This is a genomic window from Erysipelothrix enhydrae (assembly GCF_035066605.1).
In the GTDB taxonomy this organism is placed as follows: domain Bacteria; phylum Bacillota_I; class Bacilli_A; order Erysipelotrichales; family Erysipelotrichaceae; genus Erysipelothrix; species Erysipelothrix amsterdamensis.
Map to the genome: position 1 here is coordinate 940,453 of NZ_CP125807.1, position 21,863 is coordinate 962,315.

The window sequence follows — 21,863 nt, forward strand, 5'->3', positions numbered from 1 at the left end:
TGGAAATATCACGAGTTCTTAACTAAAATTTCGCGTTAACTTTGTATAATCTTTAAAAAGGAGGGTAATGATGAGAACGTTTAAACGACCCCTAACACGTGTTCTGAGAAGTTATCTCTTAAGTGCGCTAATTCTAATTGTTTTCCTAAGCGTTCTTACATTTATCTTAGACCGACAAACACAGCTTGATTGGGCAAATGTTTTAGGTGTCTATGTATCACTTGGTGGTGTTATTTCAATTTTGTGCATCTACTTTATTATTCTTAAGGATGCTATACGATTCGATTTGGATGATACGCACATTATTTCATACCAACTAATGGGTATGAAAAAGAGTTATGACTTTAAGGAATATCGCATTAAGGTACAAAATCATGATATGAAGTTAAATTTCGAAAATATTCGTACGTTCAAAACTGATGTGATTAACTGTAGACCCTTAGGTCATGCTGTGTTTCGCCAACTACTCGATCATCTACCACAGGAGCAATAAAAAAATACGTTTTTTTAAAACGTATTTTTTTATTTAAATGTGAAGGTCATTGTTACCGGGTTATGGTCGGAATGTTCAAAGTTGAGGGTTCCATGTCCTTTTGTTTGTGTTACTTCAATATTATCTGAGACAAGAAATCCATCTATAACTGCGGTAAAGGTTTCTTGAGGTCGGTAGGCCTTATCTACGGCTCGTACCGAAGGATTTGTGGGGTCAACACCCCAATGATAGCCTTGAGGCGCAAAGTCCTCAGGAAGCTTCATAATCCAATCAGGATAGGTATCAGTCCAGGTGAAGTCTTGCGCATCCGTTGTAGGTAACTCATGATTAAAGTCGCCACCTAAAATAACGTAATTGCCCTGTTCATACTCAGCATCAAGAACATTACGCATCTGTGCAAGTTGTTGGACACGAACTTTACCTCCTTCATCAAAAGCAGAGAAGTGCGCGTTGATAAGAACCAGTTCTTTACCGTTATCCGTTGGATAGCGTGTAATACTAAAAGCGCGCTTCAGATCAAACAATTGTTTAATCATCGGTTCTTCACCCTCAAAACGATAACGTTCGGAAAGGTTTGGAACGGATTTAGAGAGGGTTACAATTCCACTTTCAGCACCACCCATGGGATGTGTAAATGGAACAGGAACGTATTTCACCTTGTAATTGGGTGCATAAACCCCATTATATTCATCTTTCCGTAGGAGCTCGTATTGATTGACGTCAAAACTACGATTCCCCGATAAATCCACTTCTTGAAAGAAAGCAAAATCAGGATTTTGAGTTATAAAAAACTGATTGATGGCCTCCATGTTGGTAATCACTTCATCGTATGAGTTAGCACCTGCTTTACTCCCACCATCCATAAAGAAGTCTTGATCTTTTCCTAATGCGCCATAACCAATATTATAAGTTAAAATCGAATAAGCTTTATCAGTAGAAATTGTAGACTTCAAAGTTCCTTGATCAATTTCAAGTTGGATTCGAGCTTCGGGTTTATAATCAGTAATAAAAGCATAAGTAATAAAACCACCCAGTACAATTAAAATAATAAGCAGGAATGATAAGACCACTTTAATCAATAATTTAAATAGATTCTTCATATGCTTCCTCATTTCTATAAATTAATTTTACGTTAGATTGTTGAAAGCAACAAGATAAATGAATGAAAGTTTTGAATGTGGTATTTTGGTGAGAAATGAATAAGTTTAAATGTTTAGTAGTAATTAGCAAAATGATGTGATATACTGTAGAAGTTAAAAGATACTCATTGCAATTGTGTGAACAAAGTAAGCATGACCTTCTTAATTAACTAGAACTGGAGGCATACTTATGGAATCAGGAAAAGTAAAATTCTTTAATGCAGATAAAGGTTTTGGATTCATCATCACTGACAGTGGAAAAGAAATTTTCGTACACTACTCAGGAATCATCAGCGATGGTTTTAAAACTTTAAATGACGGTGATGTTGTTACTTTCGATATTGAAAGTGATACACGTGGTGATAAAGCTATCAACGTTAAAGTTGCTTAATTAAAACATTATCATTTAACTCTCGGTAACGAGAGTTTTTTTGTGCCAATTCACGGGCACTTTTTTGTTTTTGTAGAACATTTCACACCTTGTAATGCTCTAAATTTGATATAAAATCACGCGATTCTTGATGAGTTTTGGAACTTTCTTAAATCTTAACCATAGTAAAAATAATTCATGTATTATAAAAAAAGAAAATAATAAATACTATATATAAGGATAGCGGTGATTTTATGAGAAAAAGATTTAAAACGATGATGCCATTGGTCTTATCACTCCTTTTAGTGATAACAACCGGTACAAATATTCGTGCAAACGATGAGGGAACATTAGCTGAACTCACAGCTATGGATGATTTATCTATCGTTCAGACAATCTTGGATGAAGAAGATACAAATACTCAAGAGGAAGACCCAGAAGTTTCTGTGCATCCAAGTGTACCCGTCGATATTATTGTGGAACTTGAAGCACGTCCAATTTTAGATTACGAAAATGAGATAAGACAAGTAGGGAGTTTGGGTGAGTTTTCGGAAACGAAACAGGCTCAAGACCTTGAAGCGAATTTAATCAAATCTCATGAAGTTGTAGTGGATAAGATTGCGGAAGTGATACAAAAAGATGTAGCGGTAGATAGTAACTTTACACGAGTTATGAATGGTTTTTCGCTTAAGGCTTCATTGGATGATCTTAATTTAATTAAAGATATCGAAGGGGTTAAGAGTGCATTTGTGAGTCAAACTTACGAGATACCAGAACCGCAAATGGTTGATAGTAATCGTACTATTGGTTCCGATACGGTTTGGACACAATCCCATTACAAAGGTGAGAATACTGTAGTGGCGGTATTGGATACGGGTCTCGATACAGGCCATCCAGCATTTGCTGTAGCACCATCACAATTCAGAATTAATAAACAAAAAATTCAGTCAGTACTTAATAATAAAAAACTGAAAGCTACAGCGAATACACCGGGTCTTACGGTAGATCATGTTTATATTAATGACAAAGTACCGTTTGTTTATGATTATGCGGATAAAGATGCAATTGTTGATCCAAGTGCGCATAATTATGGACGTTTAGCGCATGGTACTCACGTTGCGGGAACGGTAGCAGGAAAAGATCAAGCAGACTTTAGAGGTGTTGCACCGGAAGCACAACTGATGATTTTTAAAGTATTTAGTGATAAAGGTGGCGGTGCCAGTGATATCAGCTTAGTATCAGCGTTAGAAGATTGTGTTTATTTAGGCGTTGATGTTATAAACATGAGTTTAGGAAGTGATGCAGGTTATATGCATGATTCCTACAAACCAACAAATGATATGTACAATCGTATTCGTGATAACGGTATTGTGCTTGATGTGGCGGCAGGAAATGCTATGTCATCTTCTGAAAAAAACTTATATGGTAATGACTTAACGCTTGCCTCGGATCCCGATCACGGTATTGTTGGGAGTCCTTCAACTTATGCATCACCCATCTCTGTTGCAAGTGTAAACAATACAAAATATCGTCCTGGTAGTAAAACGATCGATCCAACTCAAGTTACCTTATCAGGTTTCTCCAGTATCGGTACAACACCTAATATCAGTATTAAACCTGAGATTTCAGCGCCAGGAGCATGGATACGCTCCGCGATGCCTCGTTTAAACGGTCAAAACTACGATGAGATGTCAGGAACATCCATGGCAACACCTCATGTTGCAGGTGCATCCGCATTAATGAAACAGTACTTAAACGATAAATTTGGTAATTTAACGAACATTCAAAAAATGGAACTCACTAATAATTTACTGATGAGTACCGCGCATCCAATCGTCCAAAAAGATGGAGCACCACAACCTGTCCGAAAACAAGGCGCAGGAATGATGGATATCAATGCAGCCATTAAGACACCAGTCTATTTAAGCGTTGATCCAAAACAAAATCATGATGGATCCAATCGTCCTAAAATCGAATTGGGGGATGATCAAAACAAGACGGGAAATTATACGTTAAAATTTAAAGTTACCAATATGGGAATGCAAACCGAAACGTATCAGATTCAAGAAAAAGTAAGTGTACCCGCAATCAAACGCAGTATCATGGATGATCATCGAGAACGTGCGTTTATGACAGATGATAATCGCAGTGTGGATGTAACACGTTCAGGTGTAACCTCCATAACTGTAAAAGCAAAAGAAACAAAAGATGTTTCGATTACAGTACAGCTTACACAAGCTGAGAAAACACGTCTTAACCAAGAATTTGAAAATGGTACGTATGTAGAGGGGTTTGTGCAACTCACACACGCAAGTCATCCGCAAATAAGTATTCCATTTCTCGCTTTTTATGGAGATTGGGAAAAAGCACCGATTTTCGATCATGCTGCGGAATATGAAATGGGAGTTCGTGCAAGCAATTATGCACACCGTTACTTATCCGATAAAATGCCGATGGGTGGTAATATTTTTGATCGTCGTATGATTTATACAAACCCAAGTCGTTTTGTCATCTCACCGAATGGTGATGGCTTATACGATAAACTCAGTGGTATTAATTTAGGTCAATTAAGAAACGTCGAATCCATGACGATGGAAATTACCAACAAACAAACAAAAAAGGTCATTATGAAAGAAGAACGACCAAATATTCGCAAAACATTCTACAACAATTCCTATGGAAAACAAGTTCCTAATCTACTCTTTTGGCCATTCTCAACCTTCACAGGTCTTGATCAACAGAAAAACCCACTACCCGAAGGGCGATATGATATGAAAATCAGCGCAGATTTAGGGTATCGTAAGGGAATTGACCAAGAGATTGTTCATACAATCCACGTTGATAACACCAAACCTGTCATTCCTCAAGATAAAATTAAGTTTACGGAAAAAAGTGGCACAGTCATGATGCATGTGGAAAGTAATGACAATACATTCTTAACACAGACAGCACTCTACCCCGTTTATAATGGTAAAGTACAAGTAAATCGTCCTTTAAAGAAACAATATACACCTTATGATCTCGTCTCACGTCACGCTTTTGATGTAGATGTGACAAACTTAAAAGGGCATGAAGTGGTTATTTCCGCAGTTGATGCAGGAATGCTTGAAACGAACTATAAAACAGTCGTCCCCGGGACACCGAAACCACATCTAAAAGTTGATGAATTCAAAATTAAGGTAGGAGTACAAGTAGAGCTTGAACCGGGTAATTTTAAATGGCAAACACCTACATTTGAATCTGAAGACCCTGAGATTGCGGATGTGAATGATAAAGGACTTGTGACGGGCTTAAAACCAGGAGCAACCTTTATTAAAATAAAAGATAAAAACGGTATTGATCTTGTAGCGTTGATTGAAGTGTTTGAAGAAGAATCGTTGAAACTTCAGATGAAGGTTGGAGAAAAACGCCAACTTGTTTCATATAATTTAGAAGGAAAACGTACCTTCGATTCTGATGCACCTCATATTGTATCAGCGCGTGATACCGGAGAAATTGAAGCACATCAAAAAGGTAAAGCAAAAATTACGGTGCAAAATGCCTATGAAAAGTTAGAGTATGAGGTGGAAGTAGTGGATCAACCTCAATATAAGCCAACATTACGTTTTGATAAAAGTGTATATGAAATTAACTCGGGTGAAGTCGTTTCACCAAAATTCATCATTGAAAACAATGATCCAAGTAATCCACAAGTTGTAACGCGATTACTCACAAGTAATGAAGAACACGTAAGTATTGCAGGGCTCAAATTTACAGGAGAGCATGCGGGTGAAGCAGCTGTCATTGCGGAACTCAAAAACGGAACACGTGCTGTTGCGAAGGTAAAAGTAGGGGGATTGGATACTAAAAAACTTGATATCCTAATCAGTCAGGCATCAAATCTTAATGCAGATGATTACACCAAAACATCCTTCACATCCCTTACAACAACACTTCAGGAAGCAAAAACGCTTCGCAAACAAAAAGGTATCGATCAAAGCCACATTGATTCTATGGTAGACAAACTTGAACAAGCAATCAATCAACTTGTTCAAGTGATTAAAAACCTGCCGAATACGATGACGGTAGAGGTCGGAAACACGTTTAAATTAAGTCCAAAACCTGCACAAGGAAAATGGGTTTGGGATGTAGAGTACCTTGAAGGAACGCCTCAAAATAACGAACAGGACATGATGTTTAAAGGTCTTAAAGAAGGTCAAACGGATGTGCGTTATCGCACCAAAGACGGCGAAGAACAATCTGTAGCCGTTACCGTAAAACCTAAACCTAAACCTGTAGAAATCGATCCAGTCGTACCAACTGATCCTGTAGATCCAGTGAAGCCAACTGATCCCGTGCATCCAGTAAAACCAACTGATCCTGTAGACCCGGTAAAACCAACAGATCCCGTGCATCCGGTAAAACCAACTGATCCTGTAGACCCGGTAAAACCAACAGATCCCGTAGATCCGGTAAAACCAACAGATCCCGTGCATCCAGTAAAACCAACTGATCCTGTAGACCCGGTAAAACCAACGGATCCCGTAGATCCAGTGAAGCCAACTGATCCTGTAGACCCGGTAAAACCAACAGATCCCGTAGATCCAGTGAAGCCAACTGATCCTGTAGACCCGGTAAAACCAACTGATCCCGTAGATCCGGTAAAACCGACCGACCCTACCAAACCTGTAAAACCTGTTGATGGCGGTTTAAAACCGATTGACGATCTGAAAAAACCAATTGTTAAGCCAAAAGATCCTGTTGTCCAGCCACCACAGGTGGAAAGTGTTAAACAAGAAAAGCCAATGATTCGTTTTGGTGTCGCAAGTGAATCGTTACCTCAAACCGGAGTAACACCGCAATATCATGGTTATACACTCCTTGGATTGGGACTTATAATTCGTGTTATCAATGATAAAAAGAATCGCATGAAATAATTTATCCATGATCTTTTAACTGAAATTTACATCAAATTCATCACAATGAGTGTTCAATATGTTATTCTAATCATAGTCTGTTAAGGCATAATATAAATAGGAGGACTCTAGTTTGATTGAGTTATTAAAAGTTATAATCCTCGGTATTGTTGAAGGAATTACAGAATGGTTACCGATTAGTAGTACAGGACATATGATTCTTGTTGATGAATTCCTTAAACTGAATGCACGACCTGAATTTAAATCAATGTTCTTTGTTGTAATACAATTGGGTGCGATTCTTGCCGTTGTCGTTATTTATTGGCATAAACTCTTTCCATTTAAGAAAAATAAAGATGGAAAAATTACCGTTGAAAAAAACATTATCGATATGTGGTTAAAGATTGTCGTTGCATGTATTCCAGCTGGAATTGTTGGAATTCTATTTGATGATTGGATTGATGCACATTTGTATAATCCGACAGTCGTTGCAATTATGTTAATCTTATTCGGTATTATTTTTATAGTGGTCGAAAACCGTAATAAAGATACAAAACCTAGAATCACAAAAATTTCTGAAATTACATACCAAACTGCATTAATTATCGGTTTATTTCAATTGATTGCCGCAGTATTTCCAGGAACATCACGTTCTGGCGCAACCATCGTGGGTGCATTAATATTTGGTGTATCACGAATTGTCGCAACTGAATTTACGTTCTTCTTAGCTGTTCCTGTTATGTTTGGAGCAAGTATTTTGAAGTTAGCGAAGTTCTTCATTAAAGGAAATGGATTTATGTTTTCAGAGTTTGGTTTGCTCGTAGTAGGGATGGTTGTTTCATTCATTGTTTCAGTATTCGCAATTCGATTCTTATTGAATTATCTTAAGAAGAATGACTTTAAAGCATTTGGTGTTTACCGAATTGTTTTAGGAATTATCGTACTCTTATTCTTCTATGTAGTAAAACCATTATTATTCTAAAAGAAGCTTCGGCTTCTTTTTTCTAATTAAAATCACAATACAACACACAGTTGTTCAAGCAAGTGTGTGCTAAAATAGAAATAGAAAAGAATGAGGAAGGACTGTCGACATGAAAAAGATCATTTGTATTTGTTTGATGCTAGGAATCGTTACCGGGTGTGCAGATCGTGGTAAAACTGCGACTACGGTGAAACCTCGTCCCATCGATAAAGAGGTTCATAAACTTCCGCCTGTTAAACCGAATACAGAAAATCCTAATCATCTTCCGGATGTCTCATTTGAAGATGCCCTTGAATTCTATTTTTCTTTACATGATGAACAATCAATTATTACAGAGATTGCTTATCGTCCCCTTCATGAAGAAGGTGTCTATGAGGTCAAGGCAGCGATCGAAGACAGTGAAATTGAAATTGTATTTAATAATAATCATGCAATACTGTCAGAGACAAATGAATATTTGGATCATGAAGAATTGGTTGAAGTCGAGCGGGATGGATTTACGCGTGATGAGTTTGATACGATAATACCTGTATCAGAAGCAATGCATCAAGCTATGAAGTTTAAACCCGGACATTTTGTGGAAGTTGAACTTAAAAAAGAAAAAGATTTGTTTATTTATGAAGTTGAAATCGTTGGAGCGCATCAAAATTCGATCGACATCAAGGTTGATGCGATCACGGGTAAAGTTCTGCGTGAAGATTAGTTTATGAAACTTAGAAAGTATTATGATGAGAAAAATTAAATTATTTATTGCCATGAGTTTGGATGGCTATATTGCGGATGAAAAGGGTGCAATTGATTGGTTGGAGCCTTATAACTCTATAGATGATGACACTTATGATTTGTTTTACAAAACCGTTGATACTGTCGTCATGGGACGGAAAACATACGAACAGGTGACTGAAGAACTTTCGCCAGATGTATATCCGTATGAGGATTCGTATACCTATGTTGTTTCATCACAAGACCTAAAGCCTCGAGATAACATGACTGTCATCTCGGAAGATGTCGTCGCAGTTCTCAATTCGATAAAACACCAAGAGGGTAAAGATCTCTGGATTGTAGGTGGGGCAAGGTTGGTTTCAGCACTTGTGGATGCATCCATTATTGATGAGTATTGGATTGCGGTTGCGCCGGTCTTACTCGGCAAGGGGATAGCGCTATTTGAAGAATCGATAAACATGGAACATCTTAATTTGGTGGAAAGTTTTACAAAAGGTCAATTGGTTTATTTGAAGTATGAGAAGCGCAGTTAAATGCGCTTTTTTTGTTGTTTTAATACGCAATCAATTTTATTATGAAATAAGTGTGAAAAATGACCGCGAATGTCCTTGACTTGTCCATGTGGCAGTTGTATTATTAGTGGAATGACACACTTATGTCGCAAAGAGGTTATGATGAAACAACAAGAAATTATTAGAAGAACTGTGCCCTTTATAATTATGAATCCTACTGCTACGGTGAATGATATCGCAAAAAATGCAGGTATCAGTCGTGCTACGTTTCACCGTACATTTACAGGACGTGACGAGCTTTATGATGTAATGGCTCGAGCATGTATTGAAGAAATTGATACCGCACTTAAGGGTCTCGAACGCAAGCTGGATTTATTTGAATCGTTAAAAGATATTGTGGATGTGCTCATTGAACTGGGTGATCGTGTGTATTTTTTATATTATTATCCGGATGGTTTAAACTCGGATGAACTACGACAAGAATGTCATGCAATCTTAAAACCTCTTTATACTGTTGTGATTAAAATGTATAAAAAGAAGATGTTGAATCAGAAGGTTAATGAAGGTTGGATTATCAATACGATTAATAATTATGTTTCAATTGCTTGGGTTCAAGTATATGTGGGTAATGTAACGCAAGAAGAAGCGGTTGAGAATACAATGCAAATGTTGCTTCATGGCATCGTATCATATTAAAAAAAGTCTCAACGACATATCCCGTTGAGACTTTTTAATTTTTAAGATAATTCTTCTTTATGGTTGATGTATTTATTAATAATCACGGATATAAAGATACCAAAGAGTGTTTCAAGAATGCGTCGAATCATATATTGTATTGCGTCGCCTTGGGTACCATTATGATTGAGTAAGACAGCAAGAACAAGAATGGCTGACATGGATGTAGCGTACTCGCGTAGATTTAAAATTTTACAGAGTGTTAGATCGACTAAAAGTACAACTACAATTAGTACTGTATAGGTTAAGGATTCACTGGGAATATTAAAATAGATTGTAATGAGAAGAAATAAGATTCCAATGATTCCTCCAAATAGAGTCCCTAAGATACGATCAAGTGAAGCACGCACTGCATGTTCTGGGGATGACTTCATCATTAAAACGGCGGTAATCGCTGCATAGAAAGGAGCAGGATAGTTTAACGTCCAAGCAGTGACGAGACAGATTGCAACCGCAAGGGTTGTTTTTAGAATTCGTAAACCGGGTAAATATTTCGTGTCCATGTGGCACCTCATGTTTCTTTTTTGTGTAAAAATACAAAATATCCTTAATTTCATACAAATTATACATAAAATATCAAAATATGTCATTCTTCCGTTATTATAGGTTTGCATAACAATACAAAAAAAAATCATAACCTTCTTTGTATGTATGCAGCACACACCATAATAATGATTCATCAGTGTCTGATGAATCGTGTGCAACCGTCTTTGGTGAGACGACTGCTTTTCGATGAAGTTAAGTAACAGTTAGGAATGTTTAAACGAAGACGAACACACTTCGGAGCTCTTATTTAGGTATGGTGGGATATTCTAAATAGTACATTGACTTCCTATAAATCATTATATCGCACATAATCGATTTGTACGCTTGGTTATACTTGACCATATACTCAAGCATTGTTACTTCAGTTATTACGCATAACGATCTGTTTGCATTCTATCATACATGCAGACAAAGCACATCGTACCAAATTTTGTTTTGATCAAGGGGATGTGAAGCAATACAGATATTTGGGGCGGAAGGAGGAGGCCAATGAAAAAAATAGTTAATCACGTAGTACATGGTTTGTTGAAAATTTCGGATCAAGCTACGACATTATCACTATGGTCTTTCTATAAGCCAGAATTGCCAAAGAAAAAATAATAAAGAACCTTGGTTAGTAACGGACCAAGGTTTTTTTTATGGCTTCAATTTTTGATTGGGGTTATGCTATAATTTAGGCAAAGGAATGGTATGGTTATGATTAAAATAGCAATTGTTGATGATGAAACGATAATGCATGATCGTCTTCGGGAAGTTGTGAATCAAACACTGCTTAGTAGAGATATTGATTATCGCATCTTAATCTTTGATAATCCCGATGATGTATTGTCATGTGTTAAACAGACCAAGATTGATATTGTTTTATTGGATATCGAGTTGGGTTCTCGAAATGGTGTGGAGTTAGCGAAACGCCTTTCTTTGGATAGTCCAAGTACCGTCGTTGTGTTTATCACTTCTTATGAGGGCTATATTAAGGACGCATTTGGTCTTAATGTCTATGACTATATCTTGAAGCAAGAATTGGATTTGCAGTTGCCAGAGGCGTTAATTCAGCTTACAACGCGTCTTACACAACGTGACAGTGTTGTTTTTAAGTTTGATTCAGGGATTTTAAATTTAGAACTTATGGAAATTGTTTTTGCTTTGTATGAAAATCGGAATATAACGATTTTTACTCAAGATGAATCCTATGTCATGAAGTCAACCAGTCTCACAAAAGTGTATGAGAGTTTACCTGAATCGATGTTTATTCAACCCAATAGTCGTTATATTGTGAATATGATGTATATTCAAGAGATGCGAAAAGGGGTTATCAAACTGAAGGGGTATGATGATTTGATTGAAGTATCACGCGGTCAGTTTAAAAATTTATATCAAAATTACTTAGATTTCTTAGTAGAAAGTGAGCGATTGTAGATGACAAATGAAGGCATGATGCTTATTGGGGAAGCATTGTTTTGTCTTTTAGATGTATTGTTGCTTTTTAGAGCGGCGCAAGTCTTTCTTACAACTAAAGATAATCATAAATTCAAATTCTGGGGTGTTACCTTCCTAACATCCTTTTTAATTTTTAGCGCAACCGTATCGACAGCGTTTTCCTCCTTTGTTTCGATTATTATGGGGGTGTTGCTGGTTGTTTATGTATTTGTTCTTTTTGATGGAAGTGTTTTTGCGAAGGTCATGTCCGCAATTGTTTATTATCTGCTGTTAGGAATTATCACAATTCTTGTAATATCCGCAGTTGTAAAGATTACCAATATTCAAGTTGATGTCTTGATGGGTGCAACCGAATTACGAATGATTGTGATGTTTGGCATTAAGACCATAACAATCATTCTCATTGAGTTATTACGACGGTTTTTAGGGCCAAAGCAGTTTACCCAAGATATTTTCGTATCCAACTATACACTCGGTTATCTTGTCGTGAATCTTCTCGTAATCATTGTACTTTTTGATATTGTTTTGACTCAAGATTATATTATTTCTAAAAATCTTATCTTTTACTTTATTATCATCCAGACTATCTTAATTTCAATTATGTTTATGATTATCAGTAACTACTTTGAAATGAAGGTCAAAAACGAGACCTATCAAACGATGATTGATGCGTTTAATCTATACCAAAAACGTGAAGTGGAACGTGTAGAATCGGATGTGGAAGTATTAAAACTTAAACATGATCTCAAAAATCATATGGCATCTTTATCGTATATGATCGAGTCTGGGAAAGATGATGAAGCCCGTAATTATATCCATGAACTGATTCATCATGAGGCCTTGAAAACGTATGTGAATACACCAAATCCCGTTATTAATGCCATCGTAAACTCTAAGATCACTCAAAATCCACACATCCATTTTGTAACCCGTGTCGGTATTTCTGAATTTGAAATTGAACCGTATGATCTAACGGTATTATTGGGAAACGCTTTAGACAATGCGATTGAAGCTGCAGGAAAATGCGAACGTAATCGTGTGGTGAAGTTATATCTTGAAGAGAACAGCCAGTTTTGTAAGATTCAAGTTTTAAATACATTTCATGAAATGCCACGAATGAAAGATGGTGTTTACCTTTCTTCAAAACGACTTGGAGATAAACGCGGATTTGGAATGGTTGCTATGAAAGAGACAACTGAAAAATACTTGGGAAGAATGGACAGCAAAATTGAAGATGATTATTTCAAACTCACGTTGATTCTTTCAAAATCATCATAATATGCATAAAAAGATACAATATAAACCATTTCGATTTATCATGTATCTTTTTTTCATATAATACAAATAAGAGGTGTTACATGAAAAAAATATCATTGAAATTAAGTCATAATTTTTATAAGTACGGATATATTGATGAAGATGATTGTGATCGCATGCGCTTTGCTTTAGAAGTCGTGATGTCCAATCTTTTTACTTTTGGTTTTATCATTCTCATGGGTATCGTATTTCATTGCTTTCGACCAACACTTGCATTTGTCGTGATGTTAGGGGCGCTTCGAAGTTTAGATGATACGTTTCATTCAAATACATTTCTTGGTTGCTTTACCATGACAGTTTTTGCATATATCTTTTCGGTATTTGGACCAAGTGTTATCGATACAAGTTTTAAAGTCCCTTATATGTTATTGTCATCTGCCTTTTGTGGGTCGATTATGCTTGTGTTTTTGTTTAATCGAAACAATATTCAATTAAATAAGAACTCTGGATTTATGAGCTATATTATTCTCATGTGCATCATTTTATTTATCCTTACCTTAGCACTTCCAAGTATCTTTGATATTATTTTAGTCGTGATGAATGTCATTATGGTAGTAACGGTAACGTTTGCTTTAGGACAAATTATTTATCTTCGTGAATCATAATTGAGCACTATGATATTTATCCTCTAAGTCTGTGTCAACTAAGTGTAGAAACCATAATATAACTAAAAGAGGGAGATTGTTATGAATTATGAAGCGTTAATTGTTTTCCTAATTGAAGCCAAAAAAAATACTTATGCATCAGGTTTTGGAAAAGTAGATAGTAGTCGACCGCATTCATATGATTTAGAGTTTAATTCAGGAGAGTACAAATACATTGATAGTTATTTAGGTACTCATTTGTTCACTGGTGAAGAAGCAATCTGGAATCAATTAAATCCTGTTTGGGCAATGAATTACAGTGGAAGGGTCATTAATGAAGAAAAATTTTCAAGCAAGTTCTTGAAAAAGGCCTTGATGGAGCCAACAATTGATTATCCATTTAGGGGTAAACCGTTTTATTCTGAAGGTGATTATACCTATGTAATGGAGGCAAATGGTGATTTTTCTTGGTTTGTCGGCAGAGAACTTATCTTCAATAAAGACGAATTAGTGTACGAACTCAATTTTCATGGGGGATTAGTTTTAGATACTCATTTTGATTAATATTCACATAATGAAATGAGTACATCGAGATAAACATTAACACCAAACTTAGTTTGGTTTTTTTCTTTTCAAAGAGGGATCAGTAAATATTAGGTATTTTTAAAAGAACTATCTTGTAGTTTCAAAAGTGATTCGCTAATGATTTCCATCAGTTGTACATAGTCGAAGGTTTCTGTTTTGAAATATGATGATATTTCCTAATAAATGGTATTTCACATTTATTTTATACAAGGGTCTTTTAAATTGAACTTGTATTTATCTGAGAACCTATGCTATAATCTCGATAGTATGAGTCCTTTAAGTTGTGACAGAGAGCACAGCAAGGTACGCAGTCAACTTTTGTATTATGATGCATAAAGCTGCTTTTTACCTTATTTAAACTTAAAGGACACCTTCGGGTGTCCTTTTGTATAAAAGACCATACGGGAGAAAGAAGAGGTTTTACACATGAGTCATAATCTTACAGTAGGGGTTCAAGAGAAACCCAGTTCAACAAGCAAGTGGGTTATCCTAAGCTTGCAGCATGTCTTTGCGATGTTTGGGGCAACCATTCTCGTACCTTTTTTAACAGGTCTTGATGTTGGTGTCGCACTTGTCGCAAGTGGTATTGGTACCTTAATTTATATTCTATGCACAGGCGCTAAGGTCCCAATTTACTTAGGAAGTTCGTTTGCATATATTGGAAGTGTTGCTGCCGCAATCACTTCAACGGGAGGCGCAGCAAGTGCTTATACCGGTCTAATGGTTGTAGGTCTGATTTATTTAATCGTTTCCATCGTGATTACTTTTACCGGTAGTGGTTGGATCAAAAAGTTATTACCACCAGTAGTCGTAGGACCGATGATTGTGATCATCGGCTTATCCCTCGCTCCGACAGCCGTTAAAGAAGCAGGTTTAATGGGTATTGATGTTCTTTTAGAGCAAGGTAAGTATGTTGGTGTTCAAGGCGCTGCGTGGAAAGTTCCTTTAGTAGCATTTGTAACATTTATGAGTGTTGTACTCGTTTCAATTAAAGGAAAAGGTTTTATTAAAGTAGTACCGTTCCTTGTGGCAATTTTTGTAGGATACTTTAGTTCTGTTGCATTAGGACTTGTAGATCTTGGAACTGTATTCCAAGGATATAGTTTCTTCCAAATTCCAAAATTCCAGTTTATCGGAACTTACAGTCTTGATTTCACAGCCGTTGCTGCATTCGCACCGTTAGCGCTTGTAACCATTGCGGAACACATTGGTGACCACGTTGTTCTTGGTGAAATTACGGGTGAAGATTATCTTGAAAGTCCAGGACTAAACCGTACAATTTTAGGTGATGGATTGGCTACTTTTGTTTCAGCTGCCATTGGTGGCCCTGCAAACACAACATATGGTGAAAATACAGGTGTTATCGCGATGACGGGTGTAGGATCAGTATATGTGACCGGATTAGCCGCAATCTTCGCAATCTTACTTGGATTCTTAGGATGGGTTCAAGCCTTTATCACAAGTATTCCTTGGGCAGTTATTGGTGGTATGACCATCGTGCTCTATGGACTAATCGCTTCAAATGGTATTAAAGTGTTAATTAAAGACCGTACCGACTTATCGGATATGAAAAATTTAGTTGTGGTTGCATCGATGTTGGTGATTGGACTTGGTGGTGCAAGTGTTCAAATTACATCTCAAACTTCATTAACAGGTATGAGTTTAGCGGCTATTGTCGGAATTGTCCTAAACCTTTTCTTGAATTTTATTGATAAACCCAAAGAAATTAAAGAGACTTATTAACCAATCGGCTTCGGCCGTTTTTTTTATACCATATGTTTCATTTGCATTTTTCAAACCAAAATCGAAAAGTACAACTGAATTGTTTATTAAACTAAATCACTGCTACGATGAACATGATAATCTATATTCGAGAGGTGACATAGATGAAAAAAAATCCATTATTTTTATTAAACAATAAACGTCCAGTGGGTGTTTATTCTGCATGTACGGCAAGCGGACCCGTACTTGAAGCAACATTAGAGTTCGCAAAAGAACACAATTCTTCAGTAGTGATTGAAGCGACTGCAAACCAAGTAAACCAATTTGGTGGTTATACAGGCATGCAACCTGCTGATTTTAAAGCGTTTGTTTACGAATTATCCGATAAAGTTGGATATGACAAATCACGCATTATTCTTGGTGGTGACCATTTAGGTCCTTTAACATGGACTGATTTAAATGAAGATGAAGCAATGAAAAATGCATGTGACTTAGTCTATGCTTATGTTCGTGCTGGCTTTACAAAAATTCACTTAGATACATCAATGCGTGTTGCAGATGATAGTACTGAAGAAGTGTTATCAAATGAAACCATTGCACGTCGTTCAGCAATGATGGCAAAAGTTTGTTTAGAAGCTTATGATGATTTACTTAAAGACGATCCTGAAGCAGTATTCCCTGCATTTATTATTGGTAGTGAAGTGCCAATTCCAGGTGGTGCTCAAGAGGAAGAAGATACTCTCGCAGTAACATCTCCAGAAGCATTTAAAGAAACATACCGTGTATTCCAAGAAACATTTAAAGCAGCAGACGTGGAAAAAGTATTCGATTCTGTAATTGGTATTGTTGTTCAACCAGGGGTTGAGTTTGGTGATGCTGATTTATTCCAATACAATCGTGAAAATGCGAAAGAACTTACAGATACTTTAAAACGTGAATTTGATTCATTCGTATTTGAAGGTCATTCAACAGACTATCAAACACCAACACATTTACGTGAAATGGTTGAAGATGGTATCACAATCTTGAAGGTTGGACCAGCATTAACCTTCGCATACCGTGAAGCACTCTTTGCGCTTGCACATATCGAAAGTCAAATCTGTACGGATCCATCAAACTTTGTAGATGTTTTAGAAACTGCAATGCTTGACCAACCTGGAAACTGGCAAAAACATTACCATGGAACTGAAGCAGAACTCTTTATCAAACGTAAATACAGCTACAGTGACCGTGCACGTTACTATTTACCAGTACCTACTGTACAAGCAGCCATTACAAAACTTGTTTCAAATTTAAATTCCGTAGAAATTCCGATGACATTGATCTCACAATACATGCCATACCAATACCGTCGTATTAAAGAGGGAATTGTTGAGAATAATGCGGAAGCACTTATTAAAGATTACATTAAACTTTATCTTGATGATTATCAATATGCAACGCATGTTGATGAGCTTGAAGCTTAGTTCAATAAAAACCCATTCCAATTGGAATGGGTTTTCTTTTTAGTCTTTACGACGACGTGTGGCCATGAAGATACCAACTACGATAATACCAAGACCTATAAAAGGTTTTGTACTCATACTGATTCCTGTATTGGGTAATGTGCTTGGATCTGTTGCTTCATTACTCTCAATTAAACCGGAATTTTGATTAATTACAAATACAGTATTCTTAGATGTTGTGATATTACCATTTTCAACACGTTCTTCTTGAGTGTTTTCAGAGATAGTATGTGTTGGTCCCGCTGGCAATGTTGGTTTTACTTCAGGTTTTACTTCGGGCTGAGGGCTCGGAGTAATAGGAGTTTCTGTTTCAGGTAGAGAAGGACTTGGTTTTTCCACATCCCCATCAACAATTCTTACCTTTACAATTTGATCTTGAGCAGCATAGGTTAGTGTATCCGCAACATGTACGGTAACTTCATATTCACCTAATTGACTTAGATCAACTTGAGATTCAAAATTTGAAACAAGTTGGATTTGTCCAAGCATGCGGTTTGCTCCGCTACGACGAATGTGGGCATTGATATCACGAAGGAAGTCTGTGTCCTTACAGATTGAACCAATCTTATAATCAATACTTGGATCGACAACAAGTTCAAGTTGGTGTGTAAGTTTCCATGATGCGTAAAGAACGGTATCTTGTTTGATAACATCTGTTTCATTAACCGGTAGTAATCCTTCTTGATCATAAGTCCAACCTATAAACTCATGGGAATCATGAGATAAAGTAGGTAATGTGCCAATGGTTTCTTGAGCATATCTAAATTCTGAAAGAGGACTTTCAATATCAGCTAATTGTGTGTTATACGATAAGATGTTTTTATTTACATTCAATTGTACAGCATTTGTGATAACCTCTGTACTTGTACGATCAACACCAATTACAAGACGATAGTATGCGCCATCTTGTTCTTTTGTTGCTTCAAAAGAAAGACTTGATTCAGTTTCATTTTCGAGATCTGTAAAGGTCTCGTTGTCTGCGCTCATTTGCCATTGATAGTTTAAACCGAAAGATACGGGTGCATTGATAGAAGCACGAGTACTTAGAGTTACTGTATCGTTAAGTGCATAACGGTCATTAATCGTAAGTGGTTCGTAAGAGATTGATGCGTCATTTTCTACTTCGTAATAAACATAGTTACCAAAACTAAAGGCATGCCACGCACCATGTGCATGTGGCCATAAAGATTCATCTTTCTCTTGGCTAATTTCAAAGATTTTACCGTTGTTGATGGCTTTGGTTTCGCCATCATATAAATCGAATGCAAGGACATTGTTCTCGTTACTGTTGTGAGAAATTGCATTAAGATTCCAACCACCATTTAAAAGAGATTGGTAAGGTCCAGAAAGACCAGTTTCAGGTAGGGGTGTCTCTGATTTAGGACGTAAAGACAAAGCACCTTTTCCTGTATCAAACATACGTAAACGAATTCCATTAGGGTTACCCGGTGTTACGGTTGAAAGGGGATTTCCATCAATATCAACCCAAGGGTTGGGAACTTTCCATTGACCTTCATCATTATCCCAAACCATTGCTGTTGCGGCCTTTCGATCACCACCATACCAATCTTTTTTATAGTAAACATGATCAATTGCATTGGTAACGTATTTTAATCGACGCCCTTCAGGTGCATTTTTCAAACTGAAGTTTGCACTAAAATCATAGCCATCATAACGTTCAGTATTTTTTCCATTATTCGTAAGGACAACTTCATAATAGAAGAAGTCGGAATCGACACGACCCGATGCATTTGCGAAGCGTTGGTTAATCACAACATCCTCAACAACAGTTGTTGTATCAGCTGAGATTGCGGTAAATGTTGTCGATACTAAAACTGCGGTTATAAGTCCTAGACTTAGTTTTTGTAAGGTTTTTTTCATAACTGGTTCTCCATTCTTTGGTAGGACCATTGTATAATTTCGGTCAGTTTAGAATGGGTAATGTGTCATAAAAAACACCATTGATGTTACAAAACCTACATAAATTACATAAACCACATAAAGCAGACAAATAAAAAAGGGATGCTTGCATCCCTAATTGTTTGATTATTCAGTTTCTTTTGGTGTTGGTAATTTATACCATTCCACAATAGGTGTATAACCACCTTGGATTGGATTACCATTTGCATCAAGTGCACCCGAGTCTTCAGCCCAGATACCAAATGCAGTACCCACAAGACCCATTACAAGTAATAACCCGATACATTTTGTAGGTGTCCAGTTGTGTTTCTTAACAAGTACAAAGAGCATCAGTGTAATAATTAACGGAATCAATTGAGGTAAGATACCATCCAAGACTTCTTGGAAGTTAATGAAGGCTCCACCACCTTGATCAATTGAAATACGAAGGGAAGTAGCACCGTAGTTTGACACAAGTGCTCCAACAATAAATACACCGAGAATACTTGCTGCACGGGTAAACTCTTTCGCATTTTCTGTAAAGAGTGATACAGCATTTGTACCAAGCTCATAAGACTTATGCATTAAGAAGTAACGTACTGCAAATTGCGCAATATTGAAGATTAAGAGGAATAAGATTGGTCCCATTAAACTTCCGTTAATTGCCATATTCGCTGTAAGCCCAGCAGTAATTGGAACGAGTGTTAACCAGAAGAGTGCATCCCCAATACCACCAAGTGGTCCCATTGCCGCAACACGTACGGCACGAATGGTAGGAATATCTGCTTTTTGTTGTTCAAGTGAGAGTACAATCCCCATTACAAAGGTAACAAGGAATGGGTGCGTATTAAAGAACTCTAAGTTATGTTCCATGGATGCAGAGAGATCATCCTTGTTTGTATGGATTTTCTCAAGTCCTGGCAAGATACCATAGAGCCATCCACCTGCTTGCATACGTTCGTAGTTAAACGATGATTGTAAGAAGAGTGAACGCCAAACCATTTTATTTAACGTTTTCTTATCCAATTGTTGTGCTGGATTTAGATCTTTATATGTATTAGATTCCATCTTCGTCACCTCCACCTGATGTTAAGTCACGTAGTTTTGTATTTGTTTGGAAATCGTAGATAGCGATTGCAGTACCAATCATTGCGATAATAAGCAATGCGGAACCACCAAGTCCTGGAACTTTACTGATAATGGTTGCGAATGCAAATCCAAGGAAGAAGAATCCCCAGAGTTCTCCGGAAAGCATAATCTTCATAAGAATTGCAAATCCGACATAACGCATCATCTTACCACCAGCTGCAAGACCGGCCATAAACCAACTATTATTGGATGACCAATCAACGATTGCGCCACTAAACGATACACCAAGTTTCATACCAACCATAATAATGACAGCGAAGAGTAGTCCGATTAAACCCATCCCGATATAGTTGATTTGTTCAATCCCTTTTGGATTTGCAGCTTTCGCAGCTTCATCCGCTTTCTTCATTAGTGGTGACATTAAGGTAAAGGCTGTTGTTACAGCATATTGACCTAAAAGTGCAAATGGAACCGCCATCCCCACAGCGGCACTTGGATCAACACTTGGCATGGAAACTGCAAAGATTGTTGCCATGATACCACCAATAACTGCGTTTGGTGGTTGTGCTCCCCCAACAGGCATACTACCAATTTGAATTAATTGATATGTTCCCCCAACAACAAGCCCGGTTTTCATATCTCCTAAAATCGCTCCGATTACAGGACCAACAACGATAGGTTGGTAGAGTGATTCAAGGAAACTGAATTGGTCAATCGCAACAATAAATGTAACGATAAATACGAGCAAGTATTGAATAATTGAAAAACTACTCATAATTCTTTCCTCCTATATATTATTGAAATAACTTTTCGATGTTATCAGCACTTTCGGTAGGAACTTTTCGAATCTCAAGCTCTACACCCAGTTCTTTTAAACGTCTAAATGCTTCCACATCATGATCATCAACAGCCACAACTTGGGCTACTTGACGTTTTCCTTCTGACATATGCATGTTTCCAATATTTACTTTCGTAATGGGAACACCACCCTCCACAAGTGTTAATACGTCAGCAGGGCTCTCACAAACAATAAAAATCTTTTGTTTGTCTGAAGCCTTATGAATTGTTTCGATTGTCTTTTGTAAGGTCCAATAGCGTGTGGTTGCATAACTTGGTGCAGCCATATCCATTAATCCTTGACGCATTTTATTTGATGCTACTTCGTCATTCGCAACAAGAATTAAATTAGCTCCAATAGCGGAACACCATTGAGTTGCGACTTGACCATGAATTAATCGATTGTCAATTCGTGTTAATACAATATTAGGCATCTAAACTCTCCTCCTTCTGCCATAAGAGATGTAAGCGCTCTTATAGTATAAGTGTACCT

The 21,863-nt window shown here is 37.0% G+C and carries 20 protein-coding genes; 14 read left to right on the forward strand and 6 right to left on the reverse strand.

The window, feature by feature from the left end; translation table 11 throughout:
* Positions 1 to 70: 70 nt before the first annotated feature.
* The gene (locus LLS04_RS04665) at positions 71 to 493 is read left to right on the forward strand and encodes a hypothetical protein (RefSeq protein WP_323610530.1); all 423 of its coding nucleotides are present in this window, start codon (positions 71 to 73) and stop codon (positions 491 to 493) included.
* Positions 494 to 522: 29 nt separating this feature from the next.
* Here the strand turns inward: LLS04_RS04665 and LLS04_RS04670 are convergent, their stop codons facing one another.
* Positions 523 to 1,593, reverse strand: coding sequence for an endonuclease/exonuclease/phosphatase family protein (locus tag LLS04_RS04670; protein ID WP_323610531.1), 1,071 nt, complete (start codon positions 1,591 to 1,593; stop codon positions 523 to 525).
* A 229-nt stretch (positions 1,594 to 1,822) separates the two neighbouring features.
* Here LLS04_RS04670 and LLS04_RS04675 point away from each other — a divergent pair, with 229 nt between their 5' ends.
* From LLS04_RS04675 to LLS04_RS04700, 6 genes are all read left to right on the forward strand, one after another.
* Positions 1,823 to 2,023 (forward strand): cold-shock protein, encoded by a 201-nt coding sequence (locus LLS04_RS04675; protein ID WP_003775691.1) that lies wholly within the window; start codon positions 1,823 to 1,825, stop codon positions 2,021 to 2,023.
* Between the two features lie 233 nt (positions 2,024 to 2,256).
* Positions 2,257 to 6,918, forward strand: a complete 4,662-nt coding sequence (locus LLS04_RS04680) for a S8 family serine peptidase (RefSeq protein WP_323610532.1) — start codon at positions 2,257 to 2,259, stop codon at positions 6,916 to 6,918.
* Between the two features lie 112 nt (positions 6,919 to 7,030).
* Positions 7,031 to 7,879: an undecaprenyl-diphosphate phosphatase gene (locus tag LLS04_RS04685; RefSeq protein ID WP_323610534.1), complete on the forward strand. Its 849-nt coding sequence runs from the start codon at positions 7,031 to 7,033 to the stop codon at positions 7,877 to 7,879.
* Between the two features lie 109 nt (positions 7,880 to 7,988).
* Complete coding sequence (locus LLS04_RS04690) at positions 7,989 to 8,582, forward strand: PepSY domain-containing protein (RefSeq protein WP_323610535.1); 594 nt, start codon at positions 7,989 to 7,991, stop codon at positions 8,580 to 8,582.
* A 22-nt stretch (positions 8,583 to 8,604) separates the two neighbouring features.
* On the forward strand, positions 8,605 to 9,135 hold the full coding sequence (locus LLS04_RS04695; protein WP_323610536.1) for a dihydrofolate reductase family protein: 531 nt from the start codon (positions 8,605 to 8,607) through the stop codon (positions 9,133 to 9,135).
* Between the two features lie 141 nt (positions 9,136 to 9,276).
* Positions 9,277 to 9,810, forward strand: a complete 534-nt coding sequence (locus LLS04_RS04700; RefSeq protein WP_254007237.1) for a TetR/AcrR family transcriptional regulator — start codon at positions 9,277 to 9,279, stop codon at positions 9,808 to 9,810.
* Positions 9,811 to 9,851: 41 nt separating this feature from the next.
* Here the strand turns inward: LLS04_RS04700 and LLS04_RS04705 are convergent, their stop codons facing one another.
* Entirely contained in the window at positions 9,852 to 10,352 is a 501-nt protein-coding gene (locus LLS04_RS04705; protein ID WP_254007238.1) for an FUSC family protein, read from the reverse strand.
* Between the two features lie 532 nt (positions 10,353 to 10,884).
* Here LLS04_RS04705 and LLS04_RS04710 point away from each other — a divergent pair.
* From LLS04_RS04710 to LLS04_RS04740, 7 genes are all read left to right on the forward strand, one after another.
* Entirely contained in the window at positions 10,885 to 10,995 is a 111-nt protein-coding gene (locus LLS04_RS04710; RefSeq protein ID WP_254007239.1) for an AgrD family cyclic lactone autoinducer peptide, read from the forward strand.
* 96 nt (positions 10,996 to 11,091) lie between these two features.
* Positions 11,092 to 11,811: a LytR/AlgR family response regulator transcription factor gene (locus tag LLS04_RS04715; protein WP_254007240.1), complete on the forward strand. Its 720-nt coding sequence runs from the start codon at positions 11,092 to 11,094 to the stop codon at positions 11,809 to 11,811.
* Entirely contained in the window at positions 11,812 to 13,110 is a 1,299-nt protein-coding gene (locus LLS04_RS04720) for a sensor histidine kinase (RefSeq protein WP_323610537.1), read from the forward strand.
* 80 nt (positions 13,111 to 13,190) lie between these two features.
* A complete protein-coding gene (locus tag LLS04_RS04725) occupies positions 13,191 to 13,754 on the forward strand; it encodes an accessory gene regulator B family protein (protein WP_323610538.1) in 564 nt (187 codons plus the stop codon).
* 81 nt (positions 13,755 to 13,835) lie between these two features.
* Complete coding sequence (locus LLS04_RS04730; RefSeq protein WP_123171873.1) at positions 13,836 to 14,297, forward strand: DUF5680 domain-containing protein; 462 nt, start codon at positions 13,836 to 13,838, stop codon at positions 14,295 to 14,297.
* A gap of 447 nt (positions 14,298 to 14,744) precedes the next feature.
* A complete protein-coding gene (locus LLS04_RS04735; RefSeq protein ID WP_323610539.1) occupies positions 14,745 to 16,061 on the forward strand; it encodes a uracil-xanthine permease family protein in 1,317 nt (438 codons plus the stop codon).
* Positions 16,062 to 16,204: 143 nt separating this feature from the next.
* On the forward strand, positions 16,205 to 17,506 hold the full coding sequence (locus LLS04_RS04740; RefSeq protein WP_323610540.1) for a class II D-tagatose-bisphosphate aldolase, non-catalytic subunit: 1,302 nt from the start codon (positions 16,205 to 16,207) through the stop codon (positions 17,504 to 17,506).
* A gap of 39 nt (positions 17,507 to 17,545) precedes the next feature.
* Here the strand turns inward: LLS04_RS04740 and LLS04_RS04745 are convergent, their stop codons facing one another.
* From LLS04_RS04745 to agaV, 4 genes are all read right to left on the reverse strand, one after another.
* Complete coding sequence (locus tag LLS04_RS04745) at positions 17,546 to 19,426, reverse strand: LPXTG cell wall anchor domain-containing protein (protein ID WP_323610541.1); 1,881 nt, start codon at positions 19,424 to 19,426, stop codon at positions 17,546 to 17,548.
* Between the two features lie 165 nt (positions 19,427 to 19,591).
* Entirely contained in the window at positions 19,592 to 20,512 is a 921-nt protein-coding gene (locus LLS04_RS04750) for a PTS system mannose/fructose/sorbose family transporter subunit IID (protein WP_323610542.1), read from the reverse strand.
* Positions 20,502 to 21,308, reverse strand: coding sequence for a PTS mannose/fructose/sorbose/N-acetylgalactosamine transporter subunit IIC (locus LLS04_RS04755; protein WP_003775654.1), 807 nt, complete (start codon positions 21,306 to 21,308; stop codon positions 20,502 to 20,504). Before LLS04_RS04755 ends, LLS04_RS04750 begins: the two co-directional genes overlap by 11 nt.
* 19 nt (positions 21,309 to 21,327) lie before the next feature.
* Entirely contained in the window at positions 21,328 to 21,804 is a 477-nt protein-coding gene (gene agaV / locus LLS04_RS04760) for a PTS N-acetylgalactosamine transporter subunit IIB (protein ID WP_003775652.1), read from the reverse strand.
* Between the last annotated feature and the right edge of the window lie 59 nt (positions 21,805 to 21,863).